The sequence below is a fragment of the Bradyrhizobium sp. McL0615 genome (assembly GCF_049993905.1).
GTDB lineage: Bacteria > Pseudomonadota > Alphaproteobacteria > Rhizobiales > Xanthobacteraceae > Bradyrhizobium.
In genome coordinates this window covers 2,775,355-2,799,643 of sequence record NZ_CP188254.1, presented here as the reverse complement: position 1 = coordinate 2,799,643, position 24,289 = coordinate 2,775,355, and the positions used below count along the sequence as shown (strand labels likewise).

Sequence of the window (24,289 nt, the reverse complement as noted above, 5' to 3'; positions counted from 1 at the left end):
TTGTTATCCGGTTCGGGCGACACTGCCCTGCGTTGCTCCGCGCGACAGCCAGTTGGCGCCGCCGATGAGAACGCCGAGCAGAACGGTTTGCACCAGGCTGAAGGCGGCGGTCTTTCCGAGGTTTCCGCCTTCGTAATAGTCGAGCAGCAGCACCGACATCACCATGGTGTCGCTGGTGTAGAGGAACAGCGACGATCCGAGTTCGCGGATCGCCAGCACGAACAACAGCGTCATCGAGGCGATCACGCCCGGCCGCGCCAGCGGCAGCACGATTGTCCTGATGGTGCCGAGCACGCCCTTGCCACAGACCCAGGCGGCCTCCTCGAGCTCGCGATGAATCTGCATGAACGAGGTCGACAGCGACTTGACCGTATCCGGCATGAAGCGCGCGATGAACGCCAGCGCCAGGATCCAGATCGTGCCGTAGAGACCACCGGGAATGCCGATCCACGCCCAGAGATAGGCGACGCCGACCACCAGGCCGGGGATCGCGATTGGCAGGGTCGAGATCACGTCGATCCAGCGTCGGCCCGTCACCTGGGTGCGGTGAATGGTGTAGCCGATGGCAAAGGCGAGCGCGCCACCGACCACCGCGGTGGTGATGCCGACCTCGACCGAATTATAGATCGAGCGCATGGTCAGCGGATTGTCGAAGATGCTGTGAAAATGCATCAGGGAATACTGCCTGGCGTCAAACAGGCTTGCGACGTCGCGGATGAACATGAATTTGCGGAAAGCGGCGACGATCAGCGCCAGCGACGGCAGCACCACGACGACCAGCAGATAGGCGATGCCGAGGCCGAAGGTAAGCCAGCGCCAGCGACCGAGATCGAGGCTGCGCGGACGGAACGCCTTGCCGGCAACGGTGGTGTAGCTGCGGCCGCTCAGCACCTTCTGCTGCAGGAACACGAGCAGGCCGGTGACGACCATCAGGATGATCGCAACCGCCGCGGCCGTATTGTAAAGCGGCGGCGACCAGTTGGTGAGCCTGAAGATATAGGTTGTCAGCACCGCAAGGTTGGTCGGCGCGCCCAGCACCGCGGGAATGCCGTAGATGCCGAGCATGACGATGAACGACAGCAGCATGCCCGAGACGATCGCCGGCATGATCAGCGGAAACGTTACCGTGAATAATGTCGCAACCGCGCTGGCGCCGGAAATCTCGGCGGCCTCTTCCAGGCTCGGATCCATGTTGCGCAGCGCTGAAGCGGTGAACATGTAGACATAGGGCGCGTAGTAGATGCCGAACACGAACACCAGGCCCCACATCGAATAGAAATCGACGCGCCAGTCCAGCCCGATCCATTTGAACATGGTGTTGATCAGGCCGGTCTTCGGCGAACCCAAGATAGCCCAGGCGACGCCGGCAACCAGTGGCGGCGCAAACAGCGGCAGGATGCTGGCGGCCGCGATAAACCCCTTGAACGGCGTATTGGTGCGGACGACGATCCAGGAAAACAACAATCCAATCACGACCGCGATCAACGTGCCGCCACCGCAGGCGATCAGCGTGTTCGCCAGCGCCTCCGCGACATTCGGGTTCGCCAGCACGGTGAGGAAGTTGGTGACCGAGAGATGACGGAGCGAGATGCCCTCGACCACCGGATTGGTGTCGGTGAGCGCGCCGAGCAGCAGCATCAGGATCGGATAGATGACGAGAAAGCCGAGGATCGCCAGCAGGGACGTGACCCACAAGCCGCCCCACGCGCGCTGCCCCTCACTGGCGCTACGCATGACCTCGCTGCGCCGGCTCGTCTGTCCGTTCAACGCGTTTCCCTCGCCGGTGACCGTCTTTTTATGGAATTGCGGTCGCGATGCGCGAACCCTAGTCGATTGCGCCGCGCGCGGAAAGCTATCCGAAAGTCGGCGCGCGGATATGGCGCGGACAGCGCATTTTTCCGATGCGCCGCTGTTCCTTCGCATACGCATCATGCAGCGCTGTGCCTGTGGCTTGTACCGCGTCCGTAGTACACGCCGCAGTGGGCGCGACCGCCCCCCCGGCGTGGAGAGCCCTGTCTGATGTCACTGGATACAACCGCACAACCGCCCGCCCCGGCGCCTCTCGACGGCCTGCCCCCGGAACTCCGGCGCTGGGCGGTCGCCGCGATCTTTACGGCGCTGGCGATGGCTTCGCTGGATACGGCGATCGCCAACATCGCGCTGCCCGCCATTGCCGCCGACCTCCATGTCAGCCCAGCCGACGTGGTCTGGGTGGTCAACATTTACCAGATCGCGCTGGTCGCGACGCTACTGCCGCTCGGCGCGCTCGGCGAAATCGTCGGCCATCAGCGGATCTATCTCGGCGGCCTGCTGCTGTTCACGCTGGCCTCGCTCGGCTGTGCCTTCGCGTGGTCGCTGCCCAGCCTGACGGCGGCACGCGCGCTGCAGGGGTTGGGCGCCAGCGGCATCATGAGCGTGAATGCGGCGCTGGTCCGCTTCGTCTACCCGACCCACATGCTCGGCCGCGGCTTCGGCCACAACGCGCTGGTGGTCGGAACGGCGTTCACGTTCGGGCCGACGATTGCCTCCGGAATTCTTTCAATCGCAACGTGGCCGTGGCTGTTCGCGATCAACATTCCGTTCGGCATGATCGCGATGTTGATCGGCCTGAAGACCTTGCCGAAAACGCCGCGCGCAAAGCACGCGTTCGATTTTGCGAGCGCGGCGCTGACCGCAAGCTGCCTTGGGCTCTTCATTGTCGGCATCGGCAGCGCGGCGCATCAGGCGCCTCCTGCCCTGGTCGGACTGGAGCTCGGCGCCGCCTTGCTGCTCGGCTGGATAATGACCCGCAGGGATGCAGACCATCCGGCGCCGATGCTGCCGATCGACCTGTTCCGGCGGCCGATGTTCGCGCTGTCGGCGGCCACGTCGGTGTGCTCATTCGCGGTGCAGGGACTGGCCTTCGTCTCGCTGCCTTTCTACTTCGAGGACGTGCTGCATCGTTCGCAGGTGGAGACCGGCTTCTTCATGACGCCCTGGCCGCTGGTGGTGGCGATCATGGCGCCGATCGGCGGCCGGCTATCGGACCGCTATCCCGTCGGCATCCTCGGCGGCCTCGGACTGGTGCTGCTCGGCATCGGCATGGCGCTGCTGGCAACGCTGCCACCGGACCCCAGCACGGCCAACATCGTCTGGCGCATGGTGGTTTGCGGGATCGGATTCGGTTTTTTCCAAACGCCCAATTTGCGGGCGCTGATGTCGAGCGCGCCGCCGCACCGCAGTGGAAGCGCAAGCAGCATTGTCGCAACCGCACGCCTGACCGGACAGACGCTCGGCGCCGCGCTGGCCGCCTTGTGTTTTGGCCTTGCCGGCCATGATGGCGCGACGCTTGCATTGGCACTCGGCGCCGGCTTTGCTGCGCTCGGCAGCGTGATGAGTTTCCTGCGGCTGACCGTGGGTGCTCCACGTGAATGACCATCGCCCGGCGGCGATCGGGCCGACGCGATGGATTTGGAGGACGAGTTGCGACTTCTCAGTATGCTGGCCGGCGCGTGTCTGTTGCTGTTTCCGGCCGCCGTTCAGGCCCAGACCGTCTGGAACATGCCAACGGAATATCCAGAGAATGCGATGCCGGGCGTTGGCCTGGCGGCCTTCACAAAACATGTCGCTGAATCCAGCGCGGGCAAACTCGAGATCAGGCCGAGTTTCGATGCCAAGGCCGGCATCAAATCGGCCGGCATGCTCGCCGCGATCGCGGAAGGCCGGGTGCAGGCCGGCGATGCCTTTGCCGGCGCGCTCGAGGCCGAAGACCCGATCTTTGCGCTACCTTCGCTGCCCTTTCTGGTGACGTCGACCACTGAGGCCAAACGCCTTGCCGACATCGCGCGGCCGCATCTTGCGGCGGCGCTGCAGAAGAAAGGCTTGCGGCTGCTTTATCTGACGCCCTGGCCACCATCAGGCATCTGGTCGAAGACGCCGCTGACGTCACCGCCCGACCTCGCCGGACTTTCCATTCGCACCTATGACAGGACCTCGACCGACGTATTCCTGAGCGTCGGCGCCAAGGCCGCATCGATCAGTTTCGCGGACACGATGCCGAAACTGGGCGACGGCAGCATCAACGCGGTGTTGTCGTCGGGAGACGGCGGCGCCGGCCGCAAGCTTTGGGAGTATTTGCCCTGTTTCAGCGAAATCACCTATTCGCTGCCGCTTTCAATCGCGAGCGTCAATCAGGCGGCCTATGACGGCTTGAGCCCGGACACGCGAGACGCGGTCGATGCCGCCAGCCGTCAAACCGAGAGCGAATTGTGGCTCGTGCTGTCGACCCGGCTGGAAGAGAACTATCAACGCATGCGTCAGAACGGCGTCGCGATCGATTCGAATCCCGAGCCGTCGATCGTTGCAGCGCTGCGAACGGGAGCGGCGGCGGCGCAGCAGGCCTGGTGCACCCGCTCGGGGCCCGTCTGCGCCGAGATTCTCGAGGCCTTCAAAGCCGGCAAACCATAGCGCGCCAGGTGTCGGTGCAGAACGGACATGACAGCCATGCCGGGGCACATTGCCCACGCAACACCGGCGGGTCGGCTTTCATCCTGAGTGCAAACGCATTTTCTTGATTTGAACTATTCCAAATCGCAGGCCATGTTCCCGCCCGCAGCTCTCTCGGTGGATTGAGCTAACAGGGGATACGCGATGGCAAATCTCACAATCAACGGCAAATCAATCAGCGTGGACGTCGAAGACGACACGCCGCTTCTTTGGGCAATCCGGGAGAACGTCGGACTGACCGGAACCAAATACGGATGCGGCATTGCACAATGCGGCGCCTGCACCGTGCATGTCGACGGGGTCGCGATGCGCTCCTGCGGCGTCACGGTCAGCGAAGCCGCCGGCAAGCAGATCACCACGATCGAAGGCCTCGCCAGCAATGGCGCGCTGCACAAGGTGCAGGAGGCTTGGGTCGCCAACGACGTGCCGCAATGCGGCTATTGCCAGAGCGGCATGATCATGGCGGTCGCGGCGCTTCTCAAGGAGAAGCCGAAACCGACCGACCAGGACATCAACGAGGCCATCACCAATATCTGCCGATGCGGGACCTTCCAGCAGGTCCGCGAGGCAATCCACGCCGCAGCGAACGCTTGAGGGGGATGCCATGAACAAGCACGTCATGCCCAAACTCACCCGCCGCGGTTTTGTGATCGGCACGGCTGCCGCCGGCGCCGGCCTCGCGATCGGCCTCGATATTCCCTTCGGCGGACCGACCGTGGTCCGCGCCGCCGATGGCTCGCCCGAGGTCAATGTCTGGGTGGTGATCCGCCCCGACAATACGACCGTGGTTCGCATTGCCCGCTCGGAAATGGGTCAGGGCACCCTCACCGGCCTCGCCCAACTGGTCGCCGAAGAGCTCGAATGCGACTGGTCGAAGGTCGTCACCGAATACCCGACTCCCGGACAAAGTGTCGCACGCAAGCGCGCCTGGGGCGATTTCTCGACCGGGGGCAGCCGCGGCATTCGCACCAGCCAGGAATATGTCCGCAAGGGCGGCGCCACCGCGCGGGTGATGCTGATCCAGGCGGCCGCCAACGAGTGGAAGGTTCCTGCCTCGGAATGCACCGTCGCCAACAGCGTCATCACCCACACACCGTCGGGCAAGACCACGACCTACGGCAAGGTGGTGGAGGCCGCCGCCAAGCTCGAACCGCCGGCGGACGTCAAGCTGAAGGATCCCAAGGACTGGAAGATCATCGGCAAGGGCGTCAAGCGGCTCGACACCGTCGACAAGACCACGGGCGCGATGATCTACGGCGCCGACGTCAAGCTGCCCGGCATGCTCAACGCCACGATCAAGGATTGCCCCGTCTTCGGCGGCAAGCTGAAGAGCTACGACGAAGCCAAGATCGCCGGCATGAAGGGCGTCAAGAAGGTGGTGAAGGTCGGCGACAGCGCGGTCGCGGTCGTCGCCGACACATGGTGGCACGCCAAGACCGCGCTCGATGCGCTGCCGATCGTCTGGGACGAAGGCGAGAACGCCAAAGTCTCCAGCGAGTCGATCGCCAAATGGCTGGCCGAAGGCCTCGACAATGCCCAGCCGGCTTATGTCGGCAGCCAGAACGGCGACGCCAAGGCCGCGATCGCAGGCGCCGCCAAGAAGATCGAGGCGGTGTACAACTATCCCTACCAGAACCACGCCACCATGGAGCCGCTCAACGCGACCGCGGTCTATACCGCGGACAAATGCGAGGTCTGGTGCGGCACGCAGAACGGCGAAGCGGCATTCGCCGCCACGCTGGAAGCATCGGGCCTGCCGGCTGAAAAATGCGAGGTGCACAAGCTGATGCTGGGTGGCGGCTTCGGTCGCCGCGGCATGACGGACTATGTCCGGCAGGCCGTGCTGATCGCCAAGGAGATGCCGGGCACACCCGTCAAGCTGCTGTGGTCGCGCGAAGAGGACATGCTGCACGGCAGGTACCATCCGGTCACGCAGTGCAAGCTGACCGGGGCCTTCGATGCCGACAACAATCTCACGGCGTTGCATGTGAGATTGTCGGGGCAGTCGATCCTGTTCGCGGTGCGCCCGGCAGCGCTGGAAAACGGCAAGGATCCCGCCGCCTTCCAGGGCCTTGCTGCCACGGGCGAAGCTGCGATCGGCTATTCGGTGCCGAACCTCCTGGTCGAGCATGCCATGCGCAACCCGCACGTCCCGCCCGGCTTCTGGCGCGGCGTCAACGTCAATCACAACGCGATCTATCTCGAATGCTTCATGGATGAGCTGGCGAATGCCGCAGGTCAGGACCCGCTGGAATTCCGCCGCAAGCTGATGAGCAAGCATCCGAAGCATCTTGCCGTGCTCAATGCCGTGGCCGAGAAGATCGGCTGGACCACGCCCGCGCCGAAAGGCGTCTATCGCGGGATCGCGCAGGTGATGGGCTACGGCAGCTATGTCGCGGGTGCCGCCGAAATCTCCGTCACCGAGGGCAGCAAGATCAAGGTGCATCGCATCGTTGCCTCGACAGATCCGGGTTATGTCGTCAACCCGGCGCAGATCGAGCGGCAGATCGCGGGCTCCTTTGTCTATGGCCTGTCCGCTTTGTTCTACGGCGGCTGCACGGTGAAGGACGGCAAGATCGAGCAGACCAACTTCGACACCTACGATTCCATGCGCATTGCCGCGATGCCCAAGGTGGAGTCGGTCATGGTGCCGAGCGGCGGCTTCTGGGGCGGCGTCGGCGAGCCGACCATCGGCGTCGCGGCGCCCGCGGTGCTCAACGCCTACTTCGCCGCCACCGGCAAACGCATCCGTTCGATCCCGTTGCGGGACCAGAACATCACGTTTGCCTGACAATAGCGGGCGGCGGCCTCGTTCCGGCCGCCGCCCCTTTTTCCGGATCACCGCCATGAATACCACGCGCCCGATGACGCGCAGGGATGTCGCTCGCGGCATCGCTGCGTCTGCGGCGGTCGCCAGCATGCCCTGTCCGGCATTGGCGCAAGGCGCGGCCCATATCGTCGTGATCGGCGGCGGCTTCGGCGGTGCGAGCTGCGTGCGGGCGCTACGGCAACTCGATGCAAAACTTCAAGTGAGCCTGATCGAACCAAATCAAACCTTTACCGCCTGCCCGTTCAGTAACGAGGTGATCGCGGGCATGCGTGAACTGCCGGCGCAGCAATTCACCTACGACAAGATTGCCGCAAGCGGCGTGACGGTCATTCAGCAATCCGCCGCGAAGGTCGACCCGCAGAAGCGCGCGGTCACCTTGGCCGACGGGAATTCGCTGGGCTACGACCGCCTGGTGCTGTCGCCTGGCATCGACCTGCGCTTCGACGCCCTGCCCGGCTATGACGAAGCCGCATCCGCCAGGATGCCGCATGCGTGGAAGGCCGGCGAGCAGACCATGCTGCTGCGGCGGCAGATCGAAGCCATGGAGGACGGCGGCACGGTGGTGATCGCGGTGCCTGCGGCTCCCCTGCGCTGTCCGCCCGCGCCTTACGAGCGCGCCAGCCTGATCGCGCATTACCTGAAAACGCGAAAGCCGCGGTCAAAAGTCCTGATCCTCGACGCCAAGGACGGCTTTTCGCAGCAAAGGCTGTTCGAGGCCGCATGGAAAGAGCTTTATCCGGGCATGATCGAGCGGATCGCGCTATCGCAGGGCGGACGCGCGATCTCGGTCGATCCCGCGACCGGCACCATCATCACCGACTTCGGCAACTATGTCGCTGATGTCGCCAGCGTGATCCCGCCGCAGAGAGCCGGCCGTATCGCCGAACTCGCCGGCGCCGCCGACAATACCGGCTGGTGCCCGATCGATCCGACCACCTTTGCCTCGAAACTTGCGCCCCATGTTCACGTTATCGGCGACGCCTGCATCGCCGGCCAAATCCCGAAGGCCGCGTCCGCCGCAAGCGCGCAAGGCAAGGCGTGCGCAGCCAGCATCGTCGCCATGCTATCGGACAAGGCGCCCGAAACGCCGCGGCTGAGCGGCGCCTGCTACAACACCGTCGCGCCGGGCTATGCCTTCTCGTTGTCGGGCGTCTATCAACCAAAGGACGGCCAGTTCGCCGAGGTCGAGGGCGCGACGAGCCCGGTAAACGCTCCACGCGCGGTGCGCCAGCGCGAGGCCGAGGCGGCGGAAACCTGGTTCAGGACGATTACGGTGGAAACCTTTGGCTAAATCGAGAAGCCATATCGGGATGCTGCTCGCGGGACCGTTACTCGCGCTGCCCGGCCCGGCCCGCGCGCAGGCCTTGCCGCCCTATATCGTCGTCGGCGATGCCATTCCTCAGTCGCTGACGGGCATGGCCGGCGACAAGGCACGCGGGCGAGCCCTCGTCGTGGAACGTTCCAGCACTTGCATCCTCTGCCACAGCGGCCCATTTCCCGAACAGAGGTTCCAGGGCGACTTGGCGCCTGATCTTTCCGGTTCCGGCAGCCGCTGGTCCGAGGGCCAGCTTCGGCTGCGGCTGGTGGACGCCTCCCGTCTCAATGCCGCGACCATCATGCCGTCCTATTACCGCGTGGACGGCCTCGATCGCGTCGGGACGCTGTGGCGCGGCAAGCCGATCCTGTCGGCCGAACAGATCGAGGATATCGTGGCGTATCTCGGAAGCCTGCGCGAATAGGAAGCAATGATGCAGCAACCGCCAAATTCATCACGCCGCCAGTTCCTCGGCCTCGCCGGTGGCGCAGCCGTGCTCGGCGCGCTCCCGGTCGTGATCGTTCGCCCAGCGGAGGCGACGCCGGCGATGCTGGCCTCCGCCATCCAGAGCGTCACCGGCGGCGCGACGGTCCGCGCCGGCAAGGTCAAGCTCGACATCCCGCCGCTGGTCGAGAACGGCAACACCGTACCGATGACGGTCAGCGTCAACCACCCGATGGCCCCGGAGGATCACGTCCGCAGCATCCACGTCTTCAACGAAAAGAATCCGCAAGCAAACATCGCCAATTTCCATTTCGGCCCGCATAACGGCCGCGCGCAGGTTTCGACCCGCATCCGCCTTGCCGACAGCCAGAAGATCGTCGCGATCGCAAAGCTCTCGGACGGCTCGTTCTGGTCGGCCAGCGTCGATGTCGTGGTGACGCTCGCCGCCTGCACCGAGGAGGTGATCTGATGGCTTCAGCCCTGATCAACGTTCCGGCGAAAGCCAAACGTGGCGACATTATCGAGATCAAGACCCTGATGTCGCACATCATGGAAACCGGCTATCGCCATATTGCGTCGGGCGAACTCGTTCCACGTGACATCATCACGAGCTTTACGTGCCGCTTCAACGGGTCAGAGATTTTCCGCGCCGACCTGTTTCCGGCGATTGCCGCCAACCCCTTCATCACCTTCTTCACCACCGCGACCGAGAGCGGCAAGTTCGAGTTCGAATGGATCGGCGACCAGGGGTTTGCCGAAACCGCGTCCGCTTCGATCACGGTCGAATGAGATTTGCCGGCGCCATAGCCGTTGCGCTGCTGATCGCAGGCTTTGCGTTCGCCGCCGAAATCCCGCAAGCCGACCGCCGCTCCGGCTACGACTTCATGAAGCCGGAAACCAAAGCGATGCAGGACGAGGATACCGCCAATCCCGGCATGCTCTGGGTGCTCGACGGCGAGGCGCTTTGGAAGCGCAAGGCTGGTGCCGCCAACAAGGCCTGCGCCGATTGCCACCACGATGCCCGCACCAGCATGAAGGGCGTCGCCGCGCGCTACCCCGCCTTCGACAAGGCCATCGGCCGCCCTGTCGATCTTGAGCAGCGCATCAATTCATGCCGGACCAACCAGCAGCAGGCGACGCCGTTGCCCTTCGAGGGCCGCGAGTTGCTGGCGCTCACGGCCTTTGTCGCAAGGCAGTCGCAAGGTGCTGCGATCGAAACCGGCGCCGACCCGCGGCTAGCGCCGTTCATCGCCAGAGGACGTGAGCTCTATATGCAGCGGCAGGGCCAGCTCAATCTCGGCTGCGCCAATTGCCATGACGATAATTGGGACAAGCGGCTAGCGGGATCGGCGATCACGCAAGGACACCCGACGGGTTACCCGCTCTACCGGCTGGAATGGCAGTCGCTGGGATCGCTGCAGCGGCGACTGCGCGCTTGCATCACGGGTATCCGGGCGCAGCCCTATGACTACGGCGCGACGGAACTGGTCGAACTGGAGCTATATCTGATGTCGCGGGCGCGGGGCATGCCGCTGGAAGCGCCGGCGGTGCGGCCTTAGGGATGCGCGGCTAGGCACAATCTGTCTTCCTCATCCTGAGGAGCGCGGAACGCGCGTCTCGAAGGATGCAGGCCCGTCTGTGGCCCTCATGGTTCGCCCGGCGATGCGGAGCATCGTCCGGAGACGCGCGTTCCGCGCTCCTCACCATGAGGGTCCGGCAGCTACCGCTCCGCGAACGCCTTCTCGACCACGAACTGCGCCGGCTCGCCGTGATTGCCTTCGACGAATCCCTTTCCGTTGAGCAAAGTCCGCGTGTCGGTCACCAGCGCCGGGCTACCGCAGATCATGACGCGGTCATAGGCGGGGTCGAGCGAGGCGAGCCCGATATCGGCGAACAGCTTGCCTGAATTGATCAGGTCGGTGATGCGGCCACGGTTGCGGAAGGGGTCGCGGGTCACGGTCGGGTAGTAGACCAGCTGGTTGCGGATGTATTCGCCGATCAGTTCGTCGTTCGGCAGCTTTTCCGTGATCATCTCGCCGTAGGCGAGTTCCTTGACGCGGCGGCAGCCGTGCAGCAGCACCACCTTCTCGAACCGCTCATAGGTCTCGGGATCCTTGATCACGGAAAGAAACGGCGCCAGGCCGGTGCCGGTGCCGATCAGATAGAGGTTGCGGCCGTCCTCGAGGTTGTCGATCACCAGCGTGCCGGTAGCCTTGCGGCTGACGATGATCTCATCGCCCTGCTTCAGGTGCTGGAGGCGCGAGGTCAGCGGGCCGTCCGGTACCTTGATCGAGAAGAATTCGAGCCGGTCCTCGTAATTGGCGCTGGCGACCGAGTAGGCACGGAGCAGCGGCTTCTCACCGACCTTCAGCCCGATCATGGTGAACTCGCCGTTCCTGAAACGAAACGAGGGATCGCGCGTGGTGGTGAAGCTGAACAGCGTATCGGTCCAGTGATGGACACTCAGCACGCTTTCCTGGTTGAAATTGCTCATCGCACCGTTCCCTGACCTGCACGCCGGATTGACCGGCTCAATCATTCGTATACGATTGTTCGTATACAAATGAATAATCCAGCTTGATCCGATCGTCAAGCCGGGCAGAATGTCCGGCGAAGGCATTGAACCAAAAGGAAAAACCATGGCCCACGACGCACCCCAGGCAACCGGTCCCAGCAAGCTGGTGATCCGCAATATCGGGCTGCTGTTGTCGGGGGCCTTGGAGAAGCCGATCCTGGACGGCGATACGATCGTGGCCGAGAACGGCAAGATCACAGCCATCGGCCGCTTCAAGGACGTCAACACCGAGGGCGCCACCACCGTTGTTGATGCCAACGGCACCACCGTCGCGCCGGGCCTGATCGACAGCCACGTCCATCCCGTCGCCGGCGACTGGACGCCGCGGCAGAACCAGATCGGCTGGATCGACAGCTACCTCCATGGCGGCGTCACCACCATGATTTCCGCGGGCGAGGTCCATATGCCCGGCCGTCCCCGCGATGTCGTCGGGTTGAAGGCGATGGCGATCTTTGCGCAGCGTGCGTTCTGGACGCTTCGCCCGGGCGGCGTGAAGGTTCACGCTGGCGCGCCGGTGATCGAATGCGAAATGGTCGAGGACGATTTCAAGGAATTGGCCGCGGCCGGCGTCAAACTGCTCGGCGAAGTCGGCCTCGGCGGCGTCAAGGACGGCCCTACCGCGCGGAAAATGGTCGGATGGGCGCGCAAATACGGGATCCAGAGCACGATCCACACCGGCGGACCTTCCATTCCCGGATCCGGCCTGATCGACAAGGACGTGGTGCTGGAAGCCGACACCGATGTCGTCGGCCATATCAACGGCGGCCACACGGCGCTACCCGACGACCAGATCCGCTGCATCTGCGAGGGCTGCAAGCGCGGGCTGGAACTGGTTCACAACGGCAACGAGCGTTCGGCACTGTTCACGCTGCGCATCGCGCGCGAAATGGGTGATCTCAACCGCGTCATCCTCGGCACCGATGCGCCGGCCGGCTCCGGCGTGCAACCGCTCGGCATTTTGCGTATGGTCTCGATGCTGTCCTCGCTCGGCGACCTGCCCGCCGAACTCGCCTTCTGTCTTGCCACCGGCAATACCGCCCGCATGCGGGAGCTCGATTGCGGCATCATCGAAGTCGGCCGCTCTGCCGATTTCGTCCTAATGGACAAGGCGCAGCACTCGCCCGGCAAGAACATCCTCGAAAGCGTGCAACTCGGCGACCTGCCCGGCATCGGCATGACCATCATCGACGGCATCGTCCGCACCCAGCGCAGCCGCAACACGCCACCGGCGGGCAAGGTGCCGGAGATCATCATCGGGCATTGATACCGCCAGACCTGGCACCATCGCGCCAGATGCATCCGAAAAATTGCGTTAAGCCTCGAAAGCGGTGAACGAATTGCCGGCGAGCCTCGACAAAACCGGGCTGCCTTGGTGGCGGTTTGCGGGCTCTGGTCATCGAGGAATACTTGAAAAATTCGTTGCAAGTCGCCGGCGGGGTGGTTGGCGCGGTCGTGGGCTTTATTGCCACCTTGCTGATCCTGGAGCTGGTCGGCTTCGGCAACCGGGCCGACCCCATCACATCCGGCATTCTGGTGCTGCTGGTGCTCGCACCGCTTGGCGCGATCGCGGGTCTCGTCCTCGGCACGACGCTGGCGAGGCGGCTGCGCGGCGGAGAAAATACCGGCACACTTTTCCGTAACAGCCTGAAGGCACTCGGCGTTGTCGTCGGGTTTTGCATCGCGGCCGGCACCGCCTACTATGTTTACGCCGTCACGACCGCGACGCCCTGGCTCAATCCTAACGCTGCCAATCCGCTTCTAGTCTTCGAGGTTCGCCTCCCCGCCGGAACCGCATTGCCGAATTCTGTCCGTGACATCGCGATCGAGTTGCAGACCGACATCAACCGCATGCCGGGTGAGCCACGCTTCAACCAGTTTCGTAATGACGGCGGCAGGCCGGTGATCGCGGGCGACGTCGAACTGGCGTTCCGAACCTCGCATCGGCAGTTGGAGGTCAAGATCGACGGCCAACCCGATCGGCTCTACCGCATCGCCCTGTCAGCCAAGGCCCCGCATGCCTCCGAGCCGGGGCCATGGCAACCGAATATCGACGGCAGCGAAATTCGCTATCGCGCCAAATGGCCGGGACAGGATTGACCCAGGGCTGCTGCCCCGGCTCGGCTGCCGGGTTCCAAGGCTGAAGTTCGCGCCCCCTCGTTGAACCTTGAGAGGAGCTGGGTGACTTATTCTCGTGAGCGCCGCTGCGCGGGTACCACAAAGTGGAACCCACGCACGGTTGCTTGCCGCCCTCAGTCACTATGGTAGCCTGAGGACGCACTGGGAAGATTGTTAGCCGCACGCTGTCGTTTACAGCTCCTGGAACAATCCGAGCCATGGCGCAGATTCGCGATATCAAGTCAGGCCGCTTTGGCGCGCCACCGCGCGAACCAATGCCGCGCCGCCTTGCGGCCATCGTGGCAGGCGATATCTCCGGTTACAGCCGCCTGATGCAGATCGACGAGGAAGGCACGCACAACCGTGTCAAGCGCATCGAGCGCGAGCTCATCGAACCCAGCATCGTCGAACATCACGGCAGGTTGGTTAAAACCACCGGCGACGGGTTCATTGCGATCTTCGACAGTCCCGTCGAAGCCGTCCGCTGCAGCATCGTGATCCAGCAAAATCTGGTGGGGCGCAACGCGGCATTGCCGAAGCATCATTGGATCGAGTATCGCATTGGCGTCAATCTTGGCGATGTCATCATCGAAACCGACGACGTTTACGGCGACGGCGTCAACATTGCCACGCGGCTTGAAGGCATCGCCCAGCCCGGCGAAGTTTTTATCTCCGGCGGCATCTATGAACAGATCAAGCACAAGCTGGTTTGCGGATACGAGTCGCTCGGTGATCGCCATGTCAAGAACATCACCGATCCGGTGCGGGTCTATCGCGTGCTCTCCGACCCGGCGGCGCTTCAGCAAAACCGGAAGCGCCGCGAAGGCGTTCTGATCTTTTTGCTGAGCCTGGCGCTGCTGTTCATTGCGGGCGGCGCGCTCTGGTACATGCTCGTGCAAACCGGCAAGTTGCCAAATCTGGCTTCCGCGCCGATTTCACCTGCGGCTGAAGTGCAGAAGGCGCCGGCCGCAAAACGACCGGCGCCGCCCGACCAGCCTGTGCCGACAGTGGCGCCGACGCAGCAACAGGCTGCGCCCAAGCCTGAGCCGTCTCCTTTAGTCAAACAGGCCGCGCCACTACCCCCGTCCGCCTCTCCCTCTCCCGCCACGCCTGCGGCTCAACCAGCCACGCCGGCGGCCGCGTCGATTAGAGATCCCGAGATGGTTGCGCTGCGGGGCGGCAGCTTCGCGATGGGCAGCAACGAGGACGTTTCGGAAAAGCCGGTTCGTCAGGTAACGGTCAAGCCGTTTGCGATGGGGAAGTTTCCTGTCTCGGTACGAGAATGGAACGCATGCGCCGCCGCAAAGGCCTGCGGATTTACGGCGACCGGAAAGGACGATGCGCCTGTTGCAAACGTGAGCTGGAGCGACGCAAAGCAATATGTCGCCTGGCTCGCGGAGACCACCCGCAAGCCGTATCGGCTGCCGAGCGAAGCCGAGTGGGAATATGCCGCGCGCGGCGGCACGCAGACCAGATATTGGTGGGGCGACCAGTTTCAGCCCGGCATGGTCAATTGCAAGAACTGCAGCGACATTTTGATCGCCGACCAGCCCGTCAAGGTCGGCAGCCTGAAGCCAAATCCATTTGGGCTGTTCGATATGGGCGGCGCCGTCGATCAATGGGTCGAGGACTGCTGGCACAAAAATTATCAGGGCGCACCAGTGGACGGATCCGCGTGGAGCGAGAACGAATGCTCCGCGCATGTCATCCGTTCCGGCTCCTGGCGGAAGGACCAGAACTACGCCCGGACATCAAACCGCGGCAGCTACGACACCAACGTGCGCTATCCCACCCATGGGTTTCGCGTCGCACTTTCTCCTTGAGGGCGTTGAGAGGCAGTCATGAAGGTCATGCGGTGGATCGCTCTGTTGGTGGCGCTCACTTGCCTGCCCTTCGCCGCACATGCGCAGGGAAAGCCTGCGCCGAAGGATGTTCTGCTCTATTTCGTGTGGCCGCAGAACGGAGCGGTCATCAAAGGCGGATTCTGGTGCCGCTTCGGCCTGCGCAACATGGGCGTGACCCACGCCGGCGACAGCTACCCCAACAGCGGACATCATCACCTTCTGATCGACGTGAATGAGCCGCTCAATCCCAATGAGCCGCTTCCGCAGGATAAATCGCACCTTCATTTTGGCGCAGGCCAGACCGAAGCGCGCATCGAGCTTCCACCGGGCAAGCACACGCTTCAGCTCGTGCTCGGAGACGCCGACCACTTTCCGTTCAATCCTCCAGTGGTCTCGCAGAAAATTAACATCACGGTCAGATAGCGCCGAGATCCCGCCGTCGGCGCCACCGCCCCGCGCAACTTGTCCAGTCACATCAGCGAGATCCCGCGCTCATTTCGTCGCGCGGATCGGTCGCACCATCGTTATTTTCGCCGGCGGTATTGCGGTGTATGGTCGACGGGCAAACCCCGGCCGGCAGCACGCTCAAAGAAGAACTCAACGCGCCGGGTGATTTCTTGCTGCTACATGCCGCCGAGCCGTGTTGCTGTCCGTCGAGGCAAACAGGGAGGCAGTACGATGAACATTCGGCCCGACCCCACGTTTCACGCTTCGCCAAAGCTTGCCATGGAAGCTCCGCCGGAGAGCTTCGCTTACGCCGTGCTGCTCAGCCCGGACTTCTCGAAGCCGGACGCGCTTGCCGTTATCGACGTCAATCCGAACTCCCAGAGTTATAGTCAGATCGTTCACACCGTGACGATGCCGAACAAGGGCGACGAATTTCACCATTTCGGCTGGAACGCCTGCTCGTCGTCGCTATCTCCGCTGACCGGACACGCCTTCCTCGAACGCCGCTATCTCATTATCCCCGGCCTGCGGTCATCCCGCATCTACATTGTCGATACCAAGCCGAACCCCACCAAGGCGGCCATCCACAAGATCATCGAGCCGGAGGAAATCTTCAAAAAGACCGGATACTCGCGACCCCACACCGTTCATTGCGGGCCGGAAGGCATTTACATCTCTACGCTCGGCGGTGGCGGCAAGAACGGCACCGATGGACCGCCCGGCGTCTTCATCATGGATTGCGAGACGTTCGAGGTGCTCGGACGGTGGGAGCTCGATCGCGGCCCGCAGACGCTGCATTATGACTTCTGGTGGAACCTGCCGCGCGACTACATGGTGACGAGCGAGTGGGCATTGCCGCCGCAGTTCGAGAACGGCATCGTGCCGGAAGATCTTCTCTCCAACAAATACGGCCATCGCATCCACTTCTGGGATCTGCGCGCGCGGCGCAATGTCCAGACCATCGATCTCGGCGCCAACCACCAGATGGCACTGGAAGTGCGGCCCGCGCATGATCCGGTTCGCGAATACGGTTTCCTGGGCGTCGTAGTCGACACCACCAACCTCGAAGGCTCGATCTGGACCTGGTGGCGCGAGGGCGGCAAGTTTCACATCGAGAAGACGGCGACGATCCCGCCCGAGCCCGCACCGAAGGAGCAACTGCCGCCGCTGCTGCAAGGGTTCGGCGCCGTTCCGCCGCTGGTAACGGACATCGACCTCTCGATGGACGACAAATTTCTCTACGTCGCCTGCTGGGCCACCGGCGAGATGCGTCAATACGATGTCAGGGACCCGCGAAAGCCAAAACTTGCCGGCTCGGTGCATATTGGCGGCATCGCACGCCGTACGCCGCATCCGAACGGCAAGGTCTTTGCGGGCGGTCCGCAGATGGTCGAGATCAGCCGCGACGGCAAACGGGTGTACTGGACCAATTCACTGTATTCGTCCTGGGACAACCAGTTCTATCCCGATGGCGTGCCCGGCGCGATGGTGATGGCCAACGCGAAGCCGGACGGCGGTCTCGAACTGGCTAAAGACTACTGGGTCAATTTCCCCGACGGATACCGCGCGCACCAGATCCGGCTCGACGGCGGTGACTGTTCGACGGATTCGTTCTGCTATCCGTCGGTCTGAATGAGCGCAGCCGGCTGGACACCTGCCTGGCTCTGGCTGGCAGTCATTGCGAGCGGCCTCTACCATGGGGTTAACCCGGGCATGGGTTGGCCGCTCGCCGTTTCGGCTGGACTAATGGAAAGGAGCCCGCGGGCGCTGGTATCAGCGCTTGGGCCACTCGCAGCCGGCCATCTGCTCGCGATGCTGCTGGTGATCCTGCCCTTCGCGCTGCTGGTTGCGGTCGTCGAATGGCAGCGCACGATCCAGATCGGCGCCAGCCTCCTCGTCATCGCCTTCGGTCTTTACCGGCTTGCCGACCGGCGCCATCCGAGGGCATTGGCGCGGATATCGCCGGCGCAACTGGGGCTTTGGTCGTTCGCCGTCGCGCTCGCGCATGGCGCAGCACTGATGCTGGTGCCGATCTATCTCGGCCTCTGCCGGGAAGCCGAACTCGACAATGGCCATGCTGCTGCCGGCACACTAATCAACGCCAATCTCGGCATGGCCATGTTGGTCGCCATCGTCCATGCCGCCGCGATGATCGCCGCCGGCGGATGTTGTGCCTGGCTCGCCTACCGCTATCTCGGCCTCAAGTTCATTTCGCAGAGCTGGTTCAATCTGGATACGATTTGGGCCGTTAGCCTCATTCTGGTGGGCACCATTGCATTGGTGCTCAACCTGATCTAGCGCGATCGCGGGCCTTTCAGCGCAGCTTGTCCAACAGCGCCATCAACGTCTCGCGCTCCTTCGCATCCAGCGGGGCCAATGTCTCCCGCGTGATCGCCAGCGCATTCGGCGCCGCCTTCTCGGCGAGTTGCTGGCCGGCGCGCGTCAGGCTCACCAGCAGGCGGCGGCCATCTTCGGGATCCGGGCTGGTCTCGGTCAGCCCGCGCGCGGTGAGGCGGTCGATCACGCCCTTGATGGTGGCGACATCCATCGCCGTCAGCCGTCCCAGCAGGTTCTGCGAGCACGGCCCGGTCTCGGTCAGTTTTGCCAGCGCCGCCCATTGCGTCGGCGTCAAATTGATGCCGATCTCGCGGGCGAAGATGGTGGCGTGGCGCTGCCAGACCTGGCGCAGGATGAAGCCGATCTGCTCGTCGAGAATATAGGACGGCCGCGCCGGCTTGACGGCTCGTTTCGGCGAAACACTCCTTGCCATCTGCGCTCCCCGCCCTTGTCCCTTCCCTGCCGCTTACAGCGACAGATGCGCATCCCGGATGTCCGGTCGCGCATCGAGTTCCGCCATCGTGCCACCGAAGCAGATCTTGCCGCGTTCGATGATGTAGGCGCGATCCGAAATCAGTCGCGCGAAATGCAGGTTCTGCTCGGACACCAGGATGCTGACGCCTTCCTTTTTCATCGCGAGGATGGCGTCGACCATCTGCTCGACGATTTTTGGCGACAGCCCTTCCGAGGGTTCATCGAGCAGCACCAGCGACGGATTGCCCATCAGGGTTCGCGCAATCGTCAACATCTGTTGTTCGCCGCCGCTCATGCGGCCGCCGGGGCGGTTGCGCATTTCGCCGAGATTGGGAAACAGCGTGAACAGCTTTTCGCGCGTCCACTGCGGCGCGTTGGGCCGCTTCGGCTGGCGGCCGACTTCGAGGTTTTCCTCGACCGTCAGGTCGGTGAAGATGCGCCGTTCCTCCGGCACGTAGCCGAGCCCGCCGCGCACGATCGCATGCGTCGGTTCACGCGAGACGTCCTTGCCTTCGAACACGATCCGACCCGAGCGGTTCTCGACGAGGCCCACGATGGAACGGAACGTGGTCGATTTGCCGGCACCGTTGCGCCCGAGCAGCGCCACCACTTCGCCCTCGCCGACTTCGAGCGCGATATCGAACAGGATATGCGCCGGGCCGTAAAAACTGTTGAGATCGGCGACCTGCAGCTTCATGCGCCGGCTCCCTCGCGGTGACGGGCATCATAGACCAGACCTTCGCCGAGATAGATGGCGCGCACCTGCGGGTTGCCGCGAACTTCCGCGGGCGAACCTTCGGCGATCAGGCTGCCGCGGTTCAGAACCAGGATGCGGTCGGCATGTTCGAACACCACGTCCATGTCGTGCTCGGTGAACAGCACGCCGATCGATTGCTCGCGGGCGATGCGCGCGGTCAGCCGCATCAGTTCGATCCGCTCGCGTGGCGCCATGCCGGCGGTCGGCTCGTCCATCAACAGAAGTTTAGGCTGGTTCGCGAGCGCGATGGCGAGTTCCAGCCGCTTGAGGTCGCCATAGGCAAGCTCACCGCACGGACGCCCGGCATAGGCGCCCATGCCGACGAGATCGAGCAGCCGGCCGGCCTCCTCGCGCGCGTAACTCGCGGTCGAGCCCCAGAGATTGAACAATTGCCGTCCATACGAGACCAGCGCGACCTGCACGTTCTCGCGCACGGTCATGGTTGGGAACGTCGCCGTGATCTGGAACGTCCGCCCGACGCCGAGCCGCCAGATCGCGCGCGGCTTCCGGCCCACGGTGTCCTCGCCGAGCAGGGTGATCCGGCCGCTGTCCGGGGTGTTCTGGCCGTTGAGCATGTCGAAGCAGGTGCTTTTTCCGGCGCCGTTGGGGCCGATCAGCGCCAGGATTTCGCCCGCGCGCAGTTCGAACGACACGCTGCGCACGGCGTGGACGCCGCCATATGATTTGCTGAGGTTCTCGACCGATAGCAATGTGGGGGCCATGCTCATTCGGCAACCTCGACACGGGAGGTAGCAAGCGCGGATTTCTTGTCTTCGGAGGATCGCCGGCGATTCCAGACCGACTCCAGCGTACCCACGATACCTTTCGGAAACGCCACCACCATCAGCACAATGAAGCCGCCGAGCACCAGTTTTGAGAGGTCGGTCTGGCTGACCAGCCAGATGTTGGCCGCCTTGAACACGATGGCGCCGATGACCGCGCCGGAAACCGTCTCGACGCCCCCGAGCAGCACCATCACCAGTGCATCGACCGACAGCGAGATGCCGAGACTGTCGGGGAAGACGCTCCCCTTCAGATAAGCAAACAACGCGCCGCCAATGCCCGCAACCGTGCCGGCAATGACGAACGCCGTCCACTGCACGCGCTTGCCGTTGATGCCAATCGCCTCGCTGCGCAGCGGTGAGTCCCGCGTCGCACGCAACGCAAAGCCGAACGGCGAGAACACGATCACCCGCAGCACCGTGACCGCAAGCGCGGCAATCGCGAGCGACAGCCAGTAAAAACTGGCCGGGCCGGCGGCCCATTTATCCGGCCAGACGCCCAAAATGCCGTTGTCACCGCCGGTCACCGCGACCCACTGGAACGCGATCGACCAGACGATCTGCGCAAAGGCCAGCGTCAGCATCGCGAAATAGACTCCGGACAATTGCACGGCGAAGAAGCCGAACACGGCGGCGCCCAGCAGGCCCAGCAATGGGCCGAGAAACAGCGAGACGATCATCGGCAGTCCCGCCGCCTTGGCGAGGAACGCGACGCCATAGGCGCCGAGCCCAAAATAGGCGGCGTGGCCGAACGAGGCGAGCCCGCCGACCGACATCAGGAAATGCAGGCTGGCGGCGAAGATCACGTAGATCGCGATCTCCGACCCAACCGTGAGTGCGTAATTTCCGGCGAACAGCGGCAGCATCGCCGCAAGGAGCAGCGCGCCTAGCGACAGCAACCGCTCTCCCGAGGTCAGCGGACGCCATGGATTGACGGTCAGCCCCGGCGTGCGGCGCGCCGCGGCTTGCGGCTTGCCGAACAGACCCCACGGCCGCACGATCAGCACGACCGCCATCACCAAAAACACCAGGATGATGGAGATCTTTGGGAAAATAAGAATGCCGAAGGCGTTGAGTTCGGAGACCAGCACGGCGGCAACAAAGGCGCCGATGATGCTGCCGAGTCCGCCGATCACCACCACCACGAACACGTCGACAATGATGCGCAGGTCGAGCGCGTGATGCACCGCATCGCGCGGGATCTGCAGCGCCCCGCCGAGGGCTGCAAGAAAGACGCCGAGCGCAAACACGCTGGTGAACAGCCATTTCTGATTGACGCCAAGCGCCGCCACCATGTCGCGGTCCTGCGTCGCCGCGCGCACCAGCACGCCCCAGCGCGTGCGCTGGAACAACAGCCAGAGCCCGCCGAGCACGACCGGGCTGAGCGCGATCAGGAACAGGTCATAGCTCGGGATGTTCTGGCCGAAGAAATCGACCGCGCCTTTAAGGCCCGGCGCGCGGCGACCGAGCAGATCGTCCGGGCCCCAGATCAGCACCACGATATCCTGGACCATCAGCGTGAGGCCAAAGGTCGCGAGCAACTGAAACAGTTCCGGCGCATGGTAGATCCGCCGCAACAGCACCATCTCGACCAGCACGCCGACGGCGGCGACGACCAGCGCTGCAACGACGATGCCGCCCCAGAATCCGAGCGCGCCGGAGAAGCGCTCGGTCAGCGTGAACGCGACATAGGCGCCGAGCATGTAAAACGCGCCATGGGCGAAATTCACGATCCGCGTCACGCCAAAGATGATCGACAGCCCCGACGCGACCAGAAACAGCGACGCCGCGCTGGCGAGGCCGGTCAGGAACTGAACGAAGTAAAAGGCCATGGGCGGTCCGGGTTGGGTGTCGCTTTAGTCTCTGCGTCGGCGGCTTTGGTCACCTCTCCCCGCTTGCGGGGAGAGGTCGGATCGCCCTCGCGATCCGGGTGAGGGGGTATAGGTCTATCGACGGGCGCGACTCGCGGAGAGAGCCCCTCACCCCGCCCCTCTCCCCGTAAGGACGGGGAGAGGGAGAGTTCAGTGCCTCTCCCCGCGAAGAGCAGGGAGAGGGAGAAGCAAGTGCATCAGTCCTTCGGGCGCAGCTTTCCGACTTCCGCATCACTCGGGAGATAATCCGAGCCCTTGCGATAGACCGAGTCCACCATCACGCCCTTGCCATCCTTCAGCGCGGTTTTGCCGACATAGGCGCCGAGCGTCGACTGGTGATCGATCTTGCGGAAGATAATCTCGCCGAACGGCGACGGCATCGACAGGCCTTCGGTCGCCGCAATCAGCTTCTCCGGATCGGTCGAGTTGGCTTTCGCCAGGATCGCCGCCGCGGCCTTGATGGTCTGGTAGCCAACGATCGAGCCGAGGCGCGGATAATCGTTGTACTTGGCCTGATACGCCTTCAGGAATTTGTCATGGTCCGGCGTCTTGATGTCATACCAGGGGTAACCCGTGACAATCCAGCCCGCGGGTGTCTCATCCTTCAGCGGATCGAGATATTCCGGCTCACCGGTGAGGAAGCTGACGACCGCGCGATCCTTGAACAGGCCGCGAGTGTTGCCTTCGCGCACGAGTTTTACGAGGTCGGCGCCGAAGGTGACGTTGAGGATCGCTTCCGGGTTGGCGGCAGCCACGGCCTGCACCACCGGACCCGCGTCGATCTTGCCCTGCGGCGGCCACTGCTCGTCGACCCACTGGATGTCCGGACGCTTCTCCGACATCAGCTTCTTGAACACCGAAACCGCCGACTGGCCGTATTCATAGTTCGGCGCGATCGTCGCCCAGCGTTTTGCCGGCAGCTTGGCGGCTTCTTCCACCAGCATCGCTGCCTGCATGTAGTTGGACGGACGCAGCCGGAACGTGTAGCGGTTGCCCTTGGACCAGGTGATAGCGTCGGTCAAAGGCTCTGCCGCCAGGAAAAACACCTTCTTCTGGTTGGCGAAATCAGAGACAGCCAGACCGATGTTGGACAGGAACGTGCCGGTCAGCATCGCCACGTTCTCGCTCGACACCAGTTCGTTGGCTGCGGTCTGCGCGTCCGCCGGCTTGCCGCCATCGTCCTTGGAGATCACGACCAGCTTCTTGCCGTTGATGCCGCCTGCCGCGTTGACTTCTTCGACCGCGAGCTGCCAGCCCTTGCGATAGGGCTCGGTGAAGGCAGGCAACAGCGAGTAGCTGTTGATCTCGCCGATCTTGATCTCGCTCTGCGCCATGGCGTTGCCGGCCATGCCCGCAACCGCGATCGCCAAACCTGCTCCCAGTACGTGTCTACGTCGCATCCCTACCTCCAATATCCCTGTGAATTATCTCAAACCGTCTTCGCCTTTGACTTCCGAAACCGTCAGTCCCCCGACGCGCGGCAATGGCCTGCCGCTGTCGGTGACCGCAACCGCAACCATGATCTCGTTGGCGCGCGGCGCATCGTTGATCTGCACTTCCATGCCGTCGAAATGGCTACGCACGAAGGCTGCGTCCTTGTGGCCGAGCGGAATATCCAGCGTCGTTCCCGGGCCGCTGCGCTTCTTTGACGACGGGATCAGCGCTGCGCCCTTGCTCAGCACTTTCCGCACCGGCGCGCCCATCTTGGGATGCAGGATCGCCGCCGCGTGTTCCAATTCGCCGTTTTCACCGACGGCGGCGGCCTTGCCGTAGCTGTGCGCCTTGGCGCCGTCGATCCCGAGTGCCGCGACGGCCTTCTTCGAAAGCAGATCGCCGAGTTCCTCACCGATTTCGATCAGGGGCGAGAGATCCTCGACATACCGGCCCGCAAAGGGATTCTCGATCACGGCAATCGCCGCGGCCCGCCGCGTCGGCGGCGCAACCTTCTGTCCCATCTCCAGATAGGTTTCCTCGACCACCGTGACGATCTTGCGAATGATCGCGCCCATTGTC

The 24,289-nt window shown here is 63.7% G+C and carries 23 protein-coding genes; 15 read left to right on the top strand and 8 right to left on the bottom strand.

Annotated features, from left to right (window positions below; genetic code table 11):
* Positions 1–3: 3 nt before the first annotated feature.
* Entirely contained in the window at positions 4–1,734 is a 1,731-nt protein-coding gene (locus ACPPVP_RS13365; protein ID WP_426534881.1) for an ABC transporter permease, read from the bottom strand.
* Between the two features lie 285 nt (positions 1,735–2,019).
* Here ACPPVP_RS13365 and ACPPVP_RS13360 point away from each other — a divergent pair, with 285 nt between their 5' ends.
* From ACPPVP_RS13360 to soxA, 9 genes are all read left to right on the top strand, one after another.
* A complete protein-coding gene (locus tag ACPPVP_RS13360; protein ID WP_426534879.1) occupies positions 2,020–3,414 on the top strand; it encodes an MFS transporter in 1,395 nt (464 codons plus the stop codon).
* Positions 3,415–3,462: 48 nt separating this feature from the next.
* The gene (locus ACPPVP_RS13355; protein ID WP_426534877.1) at positions 3,463–4,446 is read left to right on the top strand and encodes a TRAP transporter substrate-binding protein; all 984 of its coding nucleotides are present in this window, start codon (positions 3,463–3,465) and stop codon (positions 4,444–4,446) included.
* 183 nt (positions 4,447–4,629) lie between these two features.
* A complete protein-coding gene (locus ACPPVP_RS13350) occupies positions 4,630–5,079 on the top strand; it encodes a (2Fe-2S)-binding protein (protein WP_426534875.1) in 450 nt (149 codons plus the stop codon).
* A gap of 10 nt (positions 5,080–5,089) precedes the next feature.
* Positions 5,090–7,276, top strand: coding sequence for a molybdopterin cofactor-binding domain-containing protein (locus ACPPVP_RS13345; RefSeq protein WP_426534873.1), 2,187 nt, complete (start codon positions 5,090–5,092; stop codon positions 7,274–7,276).
* 55 nt (positions 7,277–7,331) lie between these two features.
* On the top strand, positions 7,332–8,606 hold the full coding sequence (locus tag ACPPVP_RS13340) for an FCSD flavin-binding domain-containing protein (RefSeq protein ID WP_426534871.1): 1,275 nt from the start codon (positions 7,332–7,334) through the stop codon (positions 8,604–8,606).
* A gap of 19 nt (positions 8,607–8,625) precedes the next feature.
* Positions 8,626–9,054 carry a sulfur oxidation c-type cytochrome SoxX gene (soxX, locus tag ACPPVP_RS13335; protein WP_426537828.1) on the top strand — a complete coding sequence of 143 codons (429 nt, stop codon included), beginning with the start codon at positions 8,626–8,628 and terminating at the stop codon, positions 9,052–9,054.
* Between the two features lie 9 nt (positions 9,055–9,063).
* On the top strand, positions 9,064–9,543 hold the full coding sequence (locus ACPPVP_RS13330; protein ID WP_426534869.1) for a SoxY-related AACIE arm protein: 480 nt from the start codon (positions 9,064–9,066) through the stop codon (positions 9,541–9,543).
* A complete protein-coding gene (gene soxZ / locus ACPPVP_RS13325; RefSeq protein WP_426534867.1) occupies positions 9,543–9,863 on the top strand; it encodes a thiosulfate oxidation carrier complex protein SoxZ in 321 nt (106 codons plus the stop codon). Before ACPPVP_RS13330 ends, soxZ begins: the two co-directional genes overlap by 1 nt.
* Complete coding sequence (gene soxA, locus ACPPVP_RS13320) at positions 9,860–10,633, top strand: sulfur oxidation c-type cytochrome SoxA (protein ID WP_426534865.1); 774 nt, start codon at positions 9,860–9,862, stop codon at positions 10,631–10,633. Before soxZ ends, soxA begins: the two co-directional genes overlap by 4 nt.
* A gap of 161 nt (positions 10,634–10,794) precedes the next feature.
* Here the strand turns inward: soxA and ACPPVP_RS13315 are convergent, their stop codons facing one another.
* A complete protein-coding gene (locus ACPPVP_RS13315) occupies positions 10,795–11,568 on the bottom strand; it encodes a ferredoxin--NADP reductase (RefSeq protein ID WP_426534863.1) in 774 nt (257 codons plus the stop codon).
* Positions 11,569–11,713: 145 nt separating this feature from the next.
* Here ACPPVP_RS13315 and ACPPVP_RS13310 point away from each other — a divergent pair, with 145 nt between their 5' ends.
* The 6 genes from ACPPVP_RS13310 to ACPPVP_RS13285 all read left to right on the top strand — a co-directional run bounded on the left by ACPPVP_RS13310 (position 11,714) and on the right by ACPPVP_RS13285 (position 18,353).
* Positions 11,714–12,913: an amidohydrolase family protein gene (locus tag ACPPVP_RS13310; protein ID WP_426534861.1), complete on the top strand. Its 1,200-nt coding sequence runs from the start codon at positions 11,714–11,716 to the stop codon at positions 12,911–12,913.
* A gap of 143 nt (positions 12,914–13,056) precedes the next feature.
* Positions 13,057–13,746, top strand: a complete 690-nt coding sequence (locus ACPPVP_RS13305; RefSeq protein ID WP_426534859.1) for a hypothetical protein — start codon at positions 13,057–13,059, stop codon at positions 13,744–13,746.
* 236 nt (positions 13,747–13,982) lie between these two features.
* Positions 13,983–15,587 carry an SUMF1/EgtB/PvdO family nonheme iron enzyme gene (locus ACPPVP_RS13300; protein ID WP_426534857.1) on the top strand — a complete coding sequence of 535 codons (1,605 nt, stop codon included), beginning with the start codon at positions 13,983–13,985 and terminating at the stop codon, positions 15,585–15,587.
* An 18-nt stretch (positions 15,588–15,605) separates the two neighbouring features.
* Positions 15,606–16,031, top strand: coding sequence for a DUF4399 domain-containing protein (locus tag ACPPVP_RS13295; protein WP_426534855.1), 426 nt, complete (start codon positions 15,606–15,608; stop codon positions 16,029–16,031).
* Between the two features lie 255 nt (positions 16,032–16,286).
* A complete protein-coding gene (locus ACPPVP_RS13290) occupies positions 16,287–17,687 on the top strand; it encodes a selenium-binding protein SBP56-related protein (protein WP_426534853.1) in 1,401 nt (466 codons plus the stop codon).
* A complete protein-coding gene (locus ACPPVP_RS13285; RefSeq protein ID WP_426534851.1) occupies positions 17,688–18,353 on the top strand; it encodes a hypothetical protein in 666 nt (221 codons plus the stop codon).
* A gap of 16 nt (positions 18,354–18,369) precedes the next feature.
* On the opposite strand, the gene ACPPVP_RS13280 is transcribed toward ACPPVP_RS13285, so the two are convergent.
* The 6 genes from ACPPVP_RS13280 to ACPPVP_RS13255 all read right to left on the bottom strand — a co-directional run bounded on the left by ACPPVP_RS13280 (position 18,370) and on the right by ACPPVP_RS13255 (position 24,285).
* Positions 18,370–18,825 carry a MarR family winged helix-turn-helix transcriptional regulator gene (locus tag ACPPVP_RS13280; protein ID WP_426534849.1) on the bottom strand — a complete coding sequence of 152 codons (456 nt, stop codon included), beginning with the start codon at positions 18,823–18,825 and terminating at the stop codon, positions 18,370–18,372.
* A gap of 33 nt (positions 18,826–18,858) precedes the next feature.
* Positions 18,859–19,563: an ABC transporter ATP-binding protein gene (locus tag ACPPVP_RS13275; protein WP_426534847.1), complete on the bottom strand. Its 705-nt coding sequence runs from the start codon at positions 19,561–19,563 to the stop codon at positions 18,859–18,861.
* Complete coding sequence (locus ACPPVP_RS13270; RefSeq protein ID WP_426534845.1) at positions 19,560–20,351, bottom strand: ABC transporter ATP-binding protein; 792 nt, start codon at positions 20,349–20,351, stop codon at positions 19,560–19,562. The genes ACPPVP_RS13275 and ACPPVP_RS13270 overlap by 4 nt, the downstream gene beginning before the upstream one ends.
* Positions 20,348–22,237, bottom strand: a complete 1,890-nt coding sequence (locus ACPPVP_RS13265) for an ABC transporter permease (protein WP_426534843.1) — start codon at positions 22,235–22,237, stop codon at positions 20,348–20,350. The genes ACPPVP_RS13270 and ACPPVP_RS13265 overlap by 4 nt, the downstream gene beginning before the upstream one ends.
* Before the next feature lie 236 nt (positions 22,238–22,473).
* Complete coding sequence (locus ACPPVP_RS13260; protein WP_426534841.1) at positions 22,474–23,676, bottom strand: ABC transporter substrate-binding protein; 1,203 nt, start codon at positions 23,674–23,676, stop codon at positions 22,474–22,476.
* A gap of 24 nt (positions 23,677–23,700) precedes the next feature.
* Positions 23,701–24,285, bottom strand: a complete 585-nt coding sequence (locus ACPPVP_RS13255; RefSeq protein ID WP_426534839.1) for an amino acid synthesis family protein — start codon at positions 24,283–24,285, stop codon at positions 23,701–23,703.
* Between the last annotated feature and the right edge of the window lie 4 nt (positions 24,286–24,289).